This window comes from Dactylosporangium sp. McL0621 (assembly GCF_049995355.1).
Classification (GTDB): Bacteria; Actinomycetota; Actinomycetes; order Mycobacteriales; family Micromonosporaceae; genus Dactylosporangium.
This window is the reverse complement of the sequence record NZ_CP188259.1, coordinates 8,723,564-8,737,223: the sequence shown is the minus strand read 5'-3', so window position 1 is coordinate 8,737,223 and position 13,660 is coordinate 8,723,564. Positions and strand designations below refer to the sequence as shown.

The following is a 13,660-nucleotide window of genomic DNA, read 5'->3' as shown; positions in this document are numbered from 1 at the left end:
GCAAGGTCAATGACGCTCAAAAAGACGCTGCAGTACGCCGTAGTCATCTTCCTCATCTGGTTCGTGGCGTTCCGCCCGGACGCGGCCGCGAAGGTGGCGCGCGGCATTGGCGCGCTGATCGCCCAGCTGGGCACCGGCTTCGGCGACTTCTTCACGCGCGTGATCAGTTAACGTCCGTCAAGCCCTCCCGATTTGTACGAGAAGCTCCGCCCACATAAAGCCCAGCGCGGCGCCCGGCCCCAGATCCCGGCCGGACGCCGCGCCACGGCGACGTTGAGCTCGCTTATGTCGTCTCGCTGCCAATCGGCGTAGACGTCACAGTGATCTCGCCGATTCGCCTTCTGCGCAACAATTCTACGGTCTCCGTCACTGCAAGCCTCGGATGCGCGTTCGTACGGACCGCCCCGCCGGGCACCTCCGGCAGTCTCATGATCTTGTTCGATGTCTCCGACGAGACCGTCGGTGATGCAAGCCTTGACCCCGAAGGCCAGACCATCACCGCCCTCGATATCGCCGATCCTGCGATACTCGGCTTCCAGTCGACCTAGCTCGAACAGGGCTGCCCGTCTCTCACCCCAGACGAGCGGTGTTATAGCAGAGCAAATTTCGCGACCCGACTGTCAACGGAGGGACGGGCCCGGGGCGTATGACAAGAGAATGCCGACGCGACGGTCGGGACCAGGTCACAGTGCGGGATACCGACGACTTCACCCAGTTCGTCCACCGCTGCGCCTACCGGCTGAAGAAGATCGCCTTCCTGCTCACGGGCAGCGAGCACGACGCGGAAGATCTGCTGCAGACGAGCGCAGCGTAGCCGAGATTCTCGGCTGCTCAATCGGAACAGTGAAGACCCTGAACTCGCGGGCCTTGGGACGGCCCAGGAAGCACATGCAACCGGACGCAGAAGGGGTGCACGACGACCATGAACGATCTCGATGAACCCTTGCGGGAATTGGCGGACACCTGCCCCCCGCCTCGCGATCCGGTGGTGGCCGCGATCCGCGAAGCCCGCGCGCGGCAACGGCGGCGCGTCTTCCTCGTGGCGGCGGCCACCGCTGCGCTCGCCATTGGCGGTGGAGCGACGATGCTGGGCGTCCGGCCTTTCGCGCCGAAGCCGGCGATTGACAGCCCAGTGGCCGCACCGCCAGCAGCTTGGCCGCCGCGCGGCGACCTGGCCGCGGACACGAACGTGCTGCCAGCGGTAATCCGGACGTGGAACGTCGGCTATCAGTCAATCCGTGTCCTGTACGCCGGCCGAAACTTCGCCGGAAAGGGCCCTGAACCGGTCGTCGTGGTCGCCGCCGCCCAGGATTCGCACGGCCAGAAGCGAATCGGCTGGTTCACCGCGTCCGGCACTGCATTTAACACCACGACGCCGCTAATCCGGCGGGCAGAGACGGCTGAGCCGGAGGAGACTGGCGTCTACGACCTCGGCGTGGTTGTCAACCTGTCCGACGCTTGGGTGGCCTTCGACCTGGCGGCGCCCGGTTGCACCGTCTTGGTCCCGTCGGTTCCCGGCCCCGATCTCCCCTACGGCGTCAACGATCCCGTGGGCGAATTCGTCCAGCGGTTCATCAGCGGGCCCCAAACCTGGGTGACGATCATGCGTGACGAGCGGATAGTCGCCCAGCACGACCTGGGTTAACGGGGGCGGGATGCCGGTGGCCGGCCAGTCCCATGATCACCAACGCGGTTCGTGCCGGCATCACGGCGCGTGCTTTGCCACGAGTACTCTCCATTGCTGTAGTGAATGCCTTCGAATCCGCAGCCCGGGTCAATGCCGTTGGTCAAATTCCACGCCGGCGCAATCCAGTTGCCGTTGACCTCGGCGTTGCCGTTCCAGCGGAGCACGTAGATGAACTGCGACCAGGCGTGGTACCAGTGGACCTCACCGGCTCCAGCCCCGTTGATGTTGCCGGCACCAGCGAAGTCGGGCACCCCGATGGGCGCGCCGGGCGGATTCCTCCAACGCCAGCAGGTCCGCCAAAGTCGGCGGGGCCTGCTGGGTCGGGACTAACCAGAGCGGACCTGCTTGGCGTGCCCTTGCGGTCAGGGTTCAAGTAGAACCGCTTTGGTGGGCGATACCGGGATCGAACCAGTGACCTCTTCGGTGTGAACGAAGAGAGCGTCAGACCAGTTTGCGGATGTCGCCCAGGGCGCGGTAGAAGCCGCCGCGGGCGGATTCGCGGACCGAGGACACCACGTAGCGGGCGCCCGGCTCGCGGATGCCCTTCGGGAACTGGACCTGCCAGTCGCGGTGGTAGCCCTCGCTCACGACGCGGATTCGCAGGCGCGCGCCCTCCTGGACGCACTCGACCACGATGCCGTCGGCCGGGTCGTGGGCGATCTCGACCGTCGTCGACGGGGCGACGCTCGTCATGGCCGACGGGGCCTTCACGTCGACGAAGTCGGGCACGACGCCCTGCTCGGCCGCGCGCACCGCCGACTCGCTCGCGTCGATGCAGGCCAGGGAGCCGTCCGTGGTGACGATGTAGAGCTTCTCGTCGTGGTACTGCATCGAGTATGCGCTGCCGCAGCCCGTGCCCAGCTTCCACAGGCGCGTGCCGTCGGCGGCGAAGCAGTACACCGAGGAGCGGTAGTCGCCGGCGAAGACGTAGCGGCCGTCGGGCGCGGTGGCGTTGGAGAAGATCGTGTCGTCGCAGCGGTAGGTGACGCCGGCGCGGCCGTTCTTGTGGAACTGCAGGACCGAGTTGGAGGACATGCCGGCGTAGACGGAGTCCTGCTCCTGCCAGCCGAAGAGCACGGCGCCCTTCGTCTCCTGGTGCCACAGCTCGTCGCCGGTGCGCCAGTCGTAGCTCGTCACGCCGCGGCTGTGGCCGTGGTGCACGGCGGTCGCGTCACAGCGGACCATCCAGCCGGCCGCGCCCCGGCCCTGGCGGCGCCACAGGAACTCGTCCTCGTGGTCGATGCTGCACACGCCGCCCTTGGCGTCGGAGACGCCGAGGATGCCGTCGTGGATGTCGAGCCAGTAGATGTCGATGTCGGGGGCGATCGCGTAGGCCAGCCGCGGCACCTTCCCCGACAGGTCGTAGACGTTGCCGTCGTCGCACCCGGCGTAGATCCAGGCGTCGTCGGCGACGATGCACTTCACGCCGTCGGGCAGCTGGAACTGCCGCTCGACCGTGGCGTCGTGGCGCAGCACGGTGATCGCGCCGCGCTCGTTGCCGACCATGCACACGTCGTCGTCGATGAAGATGCCGAAGGCGGGGGCGCCCGAGCGGTACTTCCACAGCACCGGCGCCGTCTTCGCGGTCGAACGCTGCGACACGATCTGGCGCCGGGTCACCGACCGCGCCGCGCGCTGGCCCTGGACCGCCGGCGCGTAGCCCTTGCGCACCTTCTCGCCGATCTTCTTCGTGGCGTCGGCCTGGGCCTTGGCCGCGTCGGCGTAGGTGGTGGTCTTGGACTGCCCGGCGTCGCCGATGCGCCCGTAGCGGACCGTCATCTGGTTGTCGTCCAGCGTGACCTCGTAGAACTTGTGCGCGCTCCCGGTGTCCTCGGACAGCTCCAGATACGTCGTCTGCGCCATCGACCCGAACCTCTCTCACGGCCAGTAGTTGGCGACAAAATACCAAGGGGGTACGACAAAAAATTGGTACAGTCCGCGGCGACAGGTCATCGACGGAGTGAGGAGCCAGGCATGCGCGCACGTGTCACGTCCCGGCCGCAGCCCACCTCGCCCGTGAAGGACCTGACACGTCTTGAGCATCCTCAACCTCGGCATCGTCGCGCACGTCGACGCCGGTAAGACCAGCCTCACCGAGCGCCTCCTGTTCGACGCCGGCGTGATCGACCGCCTCGGCCGTGTCGACGCCGGCAGCACCCAGACCGACTCGCTCGAGCAGGAGCGCCGCCGCGGCATCACCATCAAGTCCGCCGTCGCCACGTTCGGCATCGGCGCGCTCACCGTGAACCTCATCGACACGCCCGGCCACCCCGACTTCATCGCCGAGGTGGAGCGGGCCCTGCGCGTGCTCGACGGCGCCGTGCTCGTCGTCTCGGCGGTCGAGGGGGTGCAGGCCCAGACCCGGGTGCTGCTGCGCACCCTGCGCCGCCTGCGCGTGCCGACGCTCGTCTTCGTCAACAAGACCGACCGCACCGGCGCCGACCCCGACCGCGTGATCGGGCAGATCGCCGGCGCGATCCCCATGTGGCGCGACTGCGCGGAGGCCCTCGCCGAACACGACGAGGAAGCCCTGACGGCCTACGTAACAGGCCAGCAGATACCGCCGAAGTTGATCGGAAGGTTGACCGCCGACGCAACGATCCTCCCGGCGTACAAGGGCTCCGCGATCACCGGCGAGGGCATTCACGAGCTCACGCGAGCGATCGAGCAGCAGCTACCGACGGCGGGGAACAGACAGACCGCGCCGCTCAGGGCCACCGTGTTCAAGATCGACCGGGAAAGGGTGGCCTACGTCCGGGTGTTCGAGGGCGTGCTGCGAACCCGCGACCGGATCGGCGAGGAGAAGGTCACCGCCATCAACGACGGCCGCCGCGAGCACCTCGGCCCCGGCGGGATCGGCCGGGTCCAGGGACTCCGCCACATCAGGCTCGGCGACACCATCGGAACCGGCGAGGCGACCCCGGAAGCCGTCTTCGCCCCGCCGACCCTCGAGGCCACGATCGAGCCGGACGACCCCGCCCGCCGCCGCGACCTGCACCGCGCCCTGCAACGCCTGGCCGAGCAGGACCCGCTCATCGACCTGGGCCTCGACGAGGAGACCGGCGAGCTGCGCATCAAGTTGTACGGCGAGATCCAGCGCGAGGTCATCCGCGACACGCTCGCCGAGGAGTACGGCCTCGCGGTCACCTTCGGCGAGACCGTCACCCTGCACCGGGAGCGCCCCGCCGGCCGGGCCCGCGCCGGAGCGGTCCGCGGCCGCGACGGCAACCCGCACCAGGCGACCCTCGAGCTGCTGGTGGAGCCGGGGGAGGGCATCCAGGTCGAGCTGGCCGTACCGGTCGAGCACGTGCCCATGTACGTGTACAAGACCCTCGCGCATTTCCGGGAGGCGATCGAGCGCTACGTCCGCGACGCGTTCGCCCGCGGCGGCTTGCACGGCTGGGACGTCGGGGACGCCCGGGTGACGGTCACGCAGTGCGGGTACCAGTCCCCGATCTCCACCGCCGCCGACTTCCGCCGGCTCGTCCCCGAGCTGCTCGCCCGCGCCCTGGCCGAGGCCGGGACGGTGGTGTGCGAGCCGGTGCACCGCTTCGCGATCGAGGGGCCCGCGGACGCGCTCACGGCCACCCTCGGCGCCCTGCCGCGGTTCGGGGCGGTGCCGGACGCGCCCGGGGCCGGCCCGGGGCGGTTCACGGTCGGCGGCACGATCGCGGCGGCGCGGCTCGCGGACCTGGAGCGGGCGCTGCCCGGCCTGACGCACGGGGAGGGGACGGTGGAGTCGCGCTTCGCCGGGTACCGTCCCGTGTAGCGTGGCGCCGTGCTGCACCTGCGAGTGATCAGTCCGCCCGGCGACACCGAGCGGGTCGTCGAGCTGCTCACGGCCGAGGCCGGGGCCACCAACGTGGTCGTGCTCCCCGGGGCCGCCCGCGAGCCGGCCGGCGACCTCGTGCTCGCCGACGTGGTGCGCGAGGCCGCCAGCCCGGTCCTCGCCGCGCTGCGCAAGCTCGGCATCGACGAGCACGGGTCGATCGCGGTCGAGACCGTCGACGTCGCCCTGTCCCGCAACGCGCGGCGGGCCGCCGACGCCGCCCCCGGCCTGTCCGGTGACGCCGTGGTGTGGGACGAGATCGAGCAGAAGACCGGCGAGGAGACCGAGCTGTCGGGCACGTTCCTGGCGATGCTCGCGATCGCGACCATCATCGCCGGCATCGGGGTGCTGCTCGACCAGCCGATCCTCATCGTCGGGGCGATGGTCGTCGGGCCCGAGTTCGGCCCGCTGGCCTCGCTGTGCGTGGGGATCGTGCGCCGCCGTGGCCGCTCGGTGCGCCGGGCCCTGCTCGCGCTCGCGGTCGGCTTCCCGGTGGGCATCCTGGTGACGGTCCTGACCACGTGGGGCCTCGACGCGCTGGGCCTGGTCGACAAGGGGATGCTGCTGCGGGAACGGCCGCTGACCGACTTCATCTGGCGGCCCGACGCGCTGTCGTGGGTGGTCGGGTTCTTCGCCGGGATCGCCGGGATGCTGTCGCTGACCTCGGCGAAGGCCGGGCCGATGATCGGGGTGCTCATCTCGGTCACGACGGTGCCCGCGGCGGCGAACATCGCGGTGGCGCTGGCCTACGGGGTGCCGCACGAGGCCGGCGGCTCCGCCCTGCAGCTGCTGATCAACCTGGCCGCGATCGTCGCCGCCGGGGTGGCGACGCTGCTGGTCCTGCGGCTGCTGTGGCGCCGTGCCTGAGCTCCGCGACGCGCTCGACGCGCTCCTGCAGGAGGTCCCGCCGGCCCGGCTGACCGAGTCGGTACGGCGGCTCATCGAGGACTACCGCAGCGGCCGGCCCGCCGACGAGCCCCTGATCCGCAACATGGTCGACGCGACCGCGTACGCCGCCTACCGCATGCCGGCCACGCACGCCGCGGTGAGCGCCGCGCTGGCCCAGCTGCCGCCGATCGCGCCGCGCAGCCACGTGGACCTCGGCGGCGGTACCGGCGCGGCCGCCTGGGCGGTCCGGGGCGCCTACGGCCCCGTCCCGGCGACGGTGCTGGACCAGGTGCCGGAGACGCTCAAGCTCGGCGCCCGCATCGCGAAGGACCTGGACTTCACGTGGCAGGAGTGGCGGCTGGGCGATCCGGTGCCCGGCGCCGACCTGGTCACCGCCTCCTACGTGCTCACCGAGCTGGACGAGGAGGCCCAGCGCGCGCTCGTGGCGCAGGCCGCCGCGGCGGCGACGACGGCCGTGGTGCTGATCGAGCCGGGGACGCCGCCGGGGTACCGCCGGATGCTCGCCGCCCGCGACCAGCTGATCGGGGCCGGCTGGCACGTCGCCGCCCCGTGCCCGCACCAGCTGGCGTGCGGGATGCGGGGCGGCGACTGGTGCCACTTCGCGGCGAGGGTCAACCGCTCGGCGCTGCACCGGCGGCTCAAGGACGCCAGCCTCGGGTACGAGGACGAGAAGTACAGCTTCGTGGCGGCGCTCAAGGCCCCTGCGCCGTCACCCGGCCGGATCGTCCGGCACCCGGTGTTCCGCAAGGGCCTCGTCACGCTCCAGGTGTGCCGGCCCGACACGAGTGTCGGGCCGGTCCTGGTGTCGAAGCGGGAGGGTCCGCGCTACAAGGCGGCCCGCGACGCCGAGTGGGGCGACGCCTGGATCTAGGGGCTGTATCGAAGTGGATGGCCGGGCTGCGGCGGACTCAGACGCCGTCTGGAACCACCCCGGTCACACCCCGATACAACCCCGGTATCGGGGCGCGCCCGGCGCGGCCCCAGCCGACGCCTGAGCCTCGCCTCGCTCCGACCCCCACTTCGATACAGCCCCTAGGCCTGGTCGGCCACGAACGTCGAGACCCAGGCCAGCGACGCGTTCCAGTTGATGGTCAGCTCGTTGGTCGACCACGACTTGATGTCGTCCATGTAGCACAGCTGCGGCTTACAGCCGCGCAGCGCGGCGCCCGCGACCTCGTCCTGCAGCTGCGAGTTCGGGCCGCCGGCGAGGGTGCCGCGCGGCGGGTTCGGCAGCTTCGGGTCGAGCTGGTGGGCGTACCAGCGGCTGTGCTGGTTCTTCGACGCCTTCTCGCCGTAGCCGGTGACGTAGGACTGGTTGAGCGCGTTGCGGCCCAGGATGTAGTCCATGCCGGAGAGCACGCCGGTGCGGTACTTCGCCTCGCCGGTCAGGTCGAACGCGGTGGCGACGACGGTGAGGTTGTTGAGGATCTGGCTGTTCGAGCCCCAGTCGTAGCCGCCGTTGGGCGCGTACGGCTGGCCGTAGGCCTGCCCGTCCATGGTCTTGAGGAACCGGTCGGCCCCGTCGACCACGCTCTGGCGCACCCGCGCGCGGTCGGCGAGCTTGTTGTCGACGGTGGCGAGGTCGAGCCGGCCCAGGGCGGCGGTCGCGCGCCAGTCGAACGGCGCGGCGAACACGTCGGACTTGTGCAGCGGCGAGGACGTCACCGCGGAGCTGTACTGCTTGTCGCCGGTGCTGATGTACAGCTCGGCCGCGGCCCAGTAGAACTCGTCGCTGACGTCGGAGTCGCCGTAGGCGCCGCCGCCGGTCGAGTCGGAGTCCGGGGCGAACATCTTCGGGTGCTCAAGCGCCGCGGCGTACGCGGTCTTCGCCACCTTCAGCAGCTTCTCGGCGTAGGCCCGGTCGTAGGGCTCGAAGACCCGGGCGCCCTGCGCGGCCGCGGCGGCGAGGTTCAGGGTCGCGGCGGTCGACGGGGCGTGCAGCTGCCGCTGCTGGGTGTCGGCGGCCGGGTCGGTCGGCAGCCCCGTCCAGCCGGCGTCGGTCACCTTGTGGTGGGCCATGCCCGCCAGGGGGTCCCCGGCCGGCACCTGCATCTTGGTGAGGAAGTCGAGCTCCCAGCGGGCCTCGTCGAGCACGTCCGGCGTCTTGCCGCCGTGCTCGGGCAGGCGCAGGGAGCGGGCCTCGGCGGCCTTCGGGGAGCGCTCGTAGGAGCTCATGAGCTGGGCGACCGAGATGCCGCCGTTGACGACGTACTTGCCCTGGTCGCCGGCGTCGTACCAGCCGCCGGTGACGTCGAGGGTGTCGGTGCAGGCGCCCGGCTGGCACGGGACCTTGGTGTCGCCGCCGCCCGGGGTGTCCGCGGTGTGCCCGGCCTTGCGGCCGTAGCCCGGCGCGATGGCGTCGTCGATGGCGATGCCGCTGCGCTGCGGATAGTAGAACGACAGCGCGTCGATGCCGAGCTGGCGGTACGCCTTCGGGTCCAGGTCGAACGGGAGGCTGGCCTTGCCGTCGACCTCGAGCGTGTACGTGTGGCCGGAGCCGCGGTACGAGCTGAAGTCCACGACGTGCGTCTGCTGCCCGGAGCTGGCGTCCATACCGCGGGGCTCCGACTCGCCGGAGGCGACGACCTTGCCGGCGTTGTCCTTGAGCTGCCAGGCCAGCGGCTTGGCGGACTCGGAGATGACGGTGGCCCGCTTCGGGCCGTCGGGCAGGTACCCGACCTGGTTCACGCGGACCGGCGTGTCCGGGATGTGGTCCGGGGTGGCCGGGAACGCGTAGGCGCTGTCGGCGCTGGTTCCGGGCAGGCCGCCGTCGCGGCTCGAGAAGACGATGGGCAGCGCGACGGCGGGGACGGCGACGATCGCGGCCACGGCGGCCAGGCGGGCACGGCGGGACTGCAAAAGGGCGGGCAGGCGCACGGGACTCCTTCCGGTCTTGGGCAAAGGGGTGCATTACCGGGTGATTACGGCGTTGCCAGCGAACCTAGCCACCGGAAAGCCGCGCGAATCGGACAAAGCCGTCCCGGTGTGACCCCGGCCACAGCCGGACCCCTCCGTTGGCACAAACGCTCGTCCCGTTGTGTCGTACGTTTGCGCGTCGTGCCTGCTCAGAACGCTCTACGCGCCAGGTATACATGGCATGTATACATGTCGTGTAGAGTCCCGGGCATGTCCATCGGTCAAGCGTTTCTGGGGCTCCTCGAGGCCCGGCCCCGCCACGGCTACGACCTCAAGCGGGCCTACGACGAGCGCTTCGGCGCCGACCGCCCCCTCGCCTACGGGCAGGTCTACGCGACCCTGTCCCGCCTCCTCAAGCACGGCCTCGTCAGCGTCGACAGCGTTGAGTCGGGCGAGGGCCCCGACCGCAAGCGCTACGCGATCACCGAAGCCGGGGTCGCCGACGTCGAGCACTGGCTCGCCCACCCCGAGAAGCCCGAGCCCTACCTGCAGAGCACCCTGTACATGAAGGTCGTGCTCGCCCTGTTCACCGGCCGCCCGGCCGCGGAGGTGCTCGACACGCAGCGCGCCGAGCACCTGCGGCTGATGCGCGAGCTGACCCGCCGCAAGGCCGCCGGCGACCTGTCCGACCAGCTGATCTGCGACCACGCGCTGTTCCACCTCGAGGCCGACCTGCGCTGGCTGGAGCTGACCACCGCGCGCCTCGACGAGCTTGCGAAGGATGTACGGCGATGACCGCACTGCTTTCGGCCGAGGACCTGCACCGGTCGTTCGGGTCCACCGCGGCCCTGGACGGGGCGTCGATGTCGGTCGCGGCCGGTGAGATCGTCGCCGTGATGGGGCCCTCGGGCTCGGGCAAGTCCACGCTGCTGCACTGCCTCGCCGGGATCATCCGGCCCGACTCGGGGCGCGTGATGTACCGCGACCAGGAGCTCTCCGCCCTGTCCGACACGCGCCGCAGCGCCCTGCGCCGGGGCGAGTTCGGGTTCGTGTTCCAGTTCGGCCAGTTGGTGCCGGAGCTGACCTGCGTGGAGAACGTCGCCCTGCCGCTGCGCCTCGACGGGGTACGCCGCCGCGCCGCCGAGCAGCGCGCCCGCGAATGGCTCGACCGCCTGGAGATCGGCGACGTGGCCAAGAAGCGCCCCGGCGAGGTCTCCGGCGGCGAGGGCCAGCGGGTCGCGGTCGCCCGCGCGCTGGTCACCGGCGCCCGCGTGGTCTTCGCCGACGAGCCGACCGGTGCCCTGGACTCCCTCAACGGCGAGCGGGTCATGCGCCTGTTCACCGCGGCCGCCCGCGACAGCGGCGCCGCCGTCGTGCTCGTCACGCACGAGCCGCGGGTCGCGGCCTACTCCGACCGCGAGATCGTCGTCCGCGACGGCCGCGCCCTGGACCTGGAGCGGGCTCGATGAGCTCACCGCGGCGCTGGGGCTCCGAGGTGGGGCTCGGGGCCCGGCTCGCGCTCAGCGGCGGCCGCGAGGGCCTGGTCCGCACCGTGCTCACCGCCCTCGGGGTCGGGCTCGGCGTGGCGGTACTGCTGCTGTCCGTCTCGATCCCCGGCATCCTCGACGGCCGCCACCACCGCATCGACGGCCGCGACGACATGCACTACAGCGAGGAGGCGCCGGCCCGCAGCGACACGTCGGTGCTCATGCTGCCGGTCGACAACGCCTACCACGACCGCTCGGTCACCGGCCGGTTCCTCAAGCCCGAGGGCGCGCACCCGATCGTCCCGCCGGGCGTGACCGCGCTGCCGCCCGACGGCTCGATCGTCGTCTCCCCGGCGCTGCGCGACCTGTTCGAGACGCCCGAGGGCGCCCTGCTGCGCCAGCGTTTCCCGCAGCCGGTGGCCGGCGTGATCGCCAAGCAAGGACTTTCAGGCCCGAACGAGTTGTACTTCTACGGCACCCGCGGCAGCCTGAGCGAGGACGATCCCGACGTCCGCCGGCTCACGCACTACGGCTCGCCGAGCGCCCCCGGCGACCCGCTCTCGCCCATCCTGCTGCTGCTCGTCGTGGTCATCTTCGTCGTCCTGCTCATGCCCGTGGCGATGTTCGTCGCCGCGGCGACCCGCTTCGGCGGCGAGCAGCGCGACCGGCGGCTGGCCGCGGTCCGGCTCGTCGGCGCCGACACGTGGATGACGCGCCGGATCGCCGCCGGCGAGGCGGTGGTCAGCGCCGCGCTCGGGGTCGTTCTCGGCGCCGGGTTCTTCTCCGCCGGGCGGCAGTTCGCCGAGCGCTTCGAGCTCGGGTCGATCAGCGTGTACGCCTCCGACATACAGCCGTCGCCGCTGCTGTTCCTGGCGATCGTGGTCGCGGTACCGCTGGCGGCTCTGCTCATGACGCTGCTCGCCCTGCGCCGGGTCGTCGTCGAGCCGCTCGGCGTGGTCCGCCGGGCGACCGCGCGCGCCCGGCGGCGGATCTGGTGGCGCCTGCTGCCGTGGGCCGGCGGCCTCGCGCTCGTGCTGCCGCTCATCGGCGCGAAGGCGCACCGCTTCAACGTCTGGCAGGCCGCCATCGGCATCATCCTGCTGCTGCTCGGCGTGGCCACGATGCTGCCCTGGATCTTCGACCGGCTCGTCGCCCGGCTCGGCTCCGGCGGCCCGGTCTCCTGGCAGATCGCCATACGCCGGCTGCAGCTGTCGCACGACAGCGCGCTGCGGGCCGTCAACGCCGTCGCGGTCGCCGCGGCCGGCACGATCGCGCTGCAGATGCTCTTCTCGGCCGCGCAGGCCGAGAACACCCGGGACAGCGCCCAGAACGTCGCCGCGGCCCAGGCCGTCACGATGGTCAAGCCGAGCGTGTCGGTGCCCGTGCACGACGCGGCGCAGGCCGAGGCCGAGCTGCGTAAGAGCCCCGGGGTGACGAGCCTGCACACGTACCGCCAAATGGTCGTCTCGATGCCCGGCGACCCGAAGGTCTTCGAGGTCGCGGTGGCCGACTGCGACACCCTGCGCATCCTCGCCGACCTGCCGGGCTGCGCGGACGGCGACGTGTTCGTCGTCGACCCGGCGTCGTTCTCCCAGCCGGGCATGAGCGACGACGCCACCGCGGCCAAGGGCCGGGACGTGCTCGTCGGGGGCCGCGAGGACGACACGGCCAAGCCGACCTGGCACGTGCCGGCGCAGCTCAAGACGGCCAAGGAGCGGCGCGACCCGTACGCCTCCTACCACGACGGCCTGCTCGTGACCACGGGCGCGGCCCCGGCGGCGCTGACCGAGACCCTTGACGCGCGGTACTACACCTTCATCGGCCTCGACTTCGCCACCCCGGACGCGGTCGAGCACCTGCGCAACGCGGCGATGCGCATCGGCCCGACGGCGGACGTCACGATCCTGTCGCCCCGGGACGTCGACACGACGTTCGCGAGCATCCGCCGCGGCCTGTTCGCGGGCGCGACAGTGGTGCTGGTCCTGGTCGGTCTGAGCCTGCTCGTCGGTACCGTGGAGCAGCTGCGCGAGCGCCGGCGAACCCTCGCCGCCCTGGTCGCCTTCGGCACCCGCCGCGGCACCATGGCGTGGTCGATCCTGTGGCAGACCGCGGTGCCGGTCGCGCTCGGCCTGGTCGTCGCGTCCGTGCTCGGCCTGGGGCTGGGCGCCGTGCTGCTGCGCATCGTCGCGGTCAAGGTACGCCTCGACTGGCCGGACGTGGGCGCGGTGAGCGGCATCGCGGCCGCCGTGGTACTGCTGGTGACCCTGGCCAGCCTGCCCCCGCTGTTCCGGCTCATGCGGCCGGAGGGCCTGCGCTTCGAGTGATGCCCCGGACCCAGGCGACGAGACGACGGGCCGACTCCTCGGGCGGCCCGTCGTCGGTCCGCACCGCGGTCTCCACGGTGGCGCGCAGATGGGCGGCGAAGGCGACGTGCCGCTCGACCGCCCGCTCGCGCCAGCGCGGCCGCGCCTCGAGCCGGGCCCGGCGCACGTCGTCGGCGCAGTCGAGCACCGCGAAGTGGACCTCGGCGACCCACCGCCGGCCGGCGAGCTCGTCGAGCTGCTCACGCGTGAAGGGCGCCAGCAGTACCGTGTGCCGCCCGCTCTGCGCCGCCCCGTGCGCGACACTGAGCCACGCGTCGCGCAGCGCGGGCCAGTCGACCTCGCCGAACTCGCAGGCCCGCTCGAACGGCCCGATGAGCCAGTCGCCGTCGAACACCAGGCACTCGGGCAACCCCTGCACCAGATGCGGCAGCACCGTGGTCTTGCCCGACCCGGACGCCCCGGTGACGACGAACAGGGGCAGGCGCCGCGCGGGCTCACTGTGCCCGCAGTCGGGACAGACCGCGAGCTCCCCGCGGGGCACCATGACGATGGGCTCCTCACACCGCTG

13 protein-coding genes are annotated in these 13,660 nt (G+C 71.6%); 9 read left to right on the top strand and 4 right to left on the bottom strand.

Annotated elements, in window-relative coordinates; translation table 11 throughout:
* Window positions 1-9: 9 nt before the first annotated feature.
* From ACPPVO_RS41390 to ACPPVO_RS41380, 3 genes are all read left to right on the top strand, one after another.
* Window positions 10-171, top strand: coding sequence for a hypothetical protein (locus ACPPVO_RS41390; protein WP_360371897.1), 162 nt, complete (start codon window positions 10-12; stop codon window positions 169-171).
* A gap of 517 nt (window positions 172-688) precedes the next feature.
* The gene (locus ACPPVO_RS41385) at window positions 689-814 is read left to right on the top strand and encodes a hypothetical protein (RefSeq protein ID WP_426504040.1); all 126 of its coding nucleotides are present in this window, start codon (window positions 689-691) and stop codon (window positions 812-814) included.
* Window positions 815-922: 108 nt separating this feature from the next.
* Entirely contained in the window at window positions 923-1,645 is a 723-nt protein-coding gene (locus tag ACPPVO_RS41380; protein WP_426504039.1) for a hypothetical protein, read from the top strand.
* Here ACPPVO_RS41380 and ACPPVO_RS41375 read toward each other — a convergent pair.
* Window positions 1,642-1,938: a hypothetical protein gene (locus ACPPVO_RS41375; protein ID WP_426504038.1), complete on the bottom strand. Its 297-nt coding sequence runs from the start codon at window positions 1,936-1,938 to the stop codon at window positions 1,642-1,644. The two genes, ACPPVO_RS41380 and ACPPVO_RS41375, sit on opposite strands and share 4 nt — an antisense overlap.
* Window positions 1,939-2,128: 190 nt before the next feature.
* Window positions 2,129-3,550: a WGR domain-containing protein gene (locus ACPPVO_RS41370; protein WP_426504037.1), complete on the bottom strand. Its 1,422-nt coding sequence runs from the start codon at window positions 3,548-3,550 to the stop codon at window positions 2,129-2,131.
* Window positions 3,551-3,722: 172 nt separating this feature from the next.
* Here ACPPVO_RS41370 and ACPPVO_RS41365 point away from each other — a divergent pair, with 172 nt between their 5' ends.
* From ACPPVO_RS41365 to ACPPVO_RS41355, 3 genes are read left to right on the top strand one after another with little or no spacing between them, the layout of a single operon-like run.
* Complete coding sequence (locus ACPPVO_RS41365; RefSeq protein ID WP_426504036.1) at window positions 3,723-5,456, top strand: GTP-binding protein; 1,734 nt, start codon at window positions 3,723-3,725, stop codon at window positions 5,454-5,456.
* Between the two features lie 9 nt (window positions 5,457-5,465).
* On the top strand, window positions 5,466-6,383 hold the full coding sequence (locus tag ACPPVO_RS41360; protein ID WP_426504035.1) for a DUF389 domain-containing protein: 918 nt from the start codon (window positions 5,466-5,468) through the stop codon (window positions 6,381-6,383).
* Window positions 6,376-7,296, top strand: a complete 921-nt coding sequence (locus ACPPVO_RS41355; RefSeq protein WP_426504034.1) for a small ribosomal subunit Rsm22 family protein — start codon at window positions 6,376-6,378, stop codon at window positions 7,294-7,296. The genes ACPPVO_RS41360 and ACPPVO_RS41355 overlap by 8 nt, the downstream gene beginning before the upstream one ends.
* Window positions 7,297-7,457: 161 nt before the next feature.
* Here ACPPVO_RS41355 and ACPPVO_RS41350 read toward each other — a convergent pair whose 3' ends face one another.
* Entirely contained in the window at window positions 7,458-9,302 is a 1,845-nt protein-coding gene (locus ACPPVO_RS41350; RefSeq protein WP_426504033.1) for a glycoside hydrolase family 9 protein, read from the bottom strand.
* A gap of 249 nt (window positions 9,303-9,551) precedes the next feature.
* Here ACPPVO_RS41350 and ACPPVO_RS41345 point away from each other — a divergent pair, with 249 nt between their 5' ends.
* Genes ACPPVO_RS41345 through ACPPVO_RS41335 form a run of 3 tightly spaced genes read left to right on the top strand, consistent with a single transcriptional unit; the run spans window position 9,552 to window position 13,092 of the window.
* Entirely contained in the window at window positions 9,552-10,076 is a 525-nt protein-coding gene (locus tag ACPPVO_RS41345) for a PadR family transcriptional regulator (RefSeq protein WP_426504031.1), read from the top strand.
* Complete coding sequence (locus tag ACPPVO_RS41340) at window positions 10,073-10,750, top strand: ABC transporter ATP-binding protein (RefSeq protein WP_360371926.1); 678 nt, start codon at window positions 10,073-10,075, stop codon at window positions 10,748-10,750. The genes ACPPVO_RS41345 and ACPPVO_RS41340 overlap by 4 nt, the downstream gene beginning before the upstream one ends.
* Window positions 10,747-13,092 carry an FtsX-like permease family protein gene (locus tag ACPPVO_RS41335; protein WP_426504030.1) on the top strand — a complete coding sequence of 782 codons (2,346 nt, stop codon included), beginning with the start codon at window positions 10,747-10,749 and terminating at the stop codon, window positions 13,090-13,092. The genes ACPPVO_RS41340 and ACPPVO_RS41335 overlap by 4 nt, the downstream gene beginning before the upstream one ends.
* Here the strand turns inward: ACPPVO_RS41335 and ACPPVO_RS41330 are convergent.
* Complete coding sequence (locus tag ACPPVO_RS41330; protein WP_426504029.1) at window positions 13,061-13,636, bottom strand: AAA family ATPase; 576 nt, start codon at window positions 13,634-13,636, stop codon at window positions 13,061-13,063. The two genes, ACPPVO_RS41335 and ACPPVO_RS41330, sit on opposite strands and share 32 nt — an antisense overlap.
* Between the last annotated feature and the right edge of the window lie 24 nt (window positions 13,637-13,660).

What these genes read in the sequence shown, in the direction of transcription:
- ACPPVO_RS41335 (WP_426504030.1), top strand. Translation starts at nt 10,747, where the DNA reads ATGAGCTCACCGCGGCGCTGGGGCTCCGAGGTGGGGCTCGGGGCCCGG.
- ACPPVO_RS41380 (WP_426504039.1), top strand. Translation starts at nt 923, where the DNA reads ATGAACGATCTCGATGAACCCTTGCGGGAATTGGCGGACACCTGCCCC.
- ACPPVO_RS41390 (WP_360371897.1), top strand. Translation starts at nt 10, where the DNA reads ATGACGCTCAAAAAGACGCTGCAGTACGCCGTAGTCATCTTCCTCATC.
- ACPPVO_RS41330 (WP_426504029.1), bottom strand. Translation starts at nt 13,636, where the DNA reads ATGGTGCCCCGCGGGGAGCTCGCGGTCTGTCCCGACTGCGGGCACAGT.
- ACPPVO_RS41370 (WP_426504037.1), bottom strand. Translation starts at nt 3,550, where the DNA reads ATGGCGCAGACGACGTATCTGGAGCTGTCCGAGGACACCGGGAGCGCG.
- ACPPVO_RS41340 (WP_360371926.1), top strand. Translation starts at nt 10,073, where the DNA reads ATGACCGCACTGCTTTCGGCCGAGGACCTGCACCGGTCGTTCGGGTCC.
- ACPPVO_RS41345 (WP_426504031.1), top strand. Translation starts at nt 9,552, where the DNA reads ATGTCCATCGGTCAAGCGTTTCTGGGGCTCCTCGAGGCCCGGCCCCGC.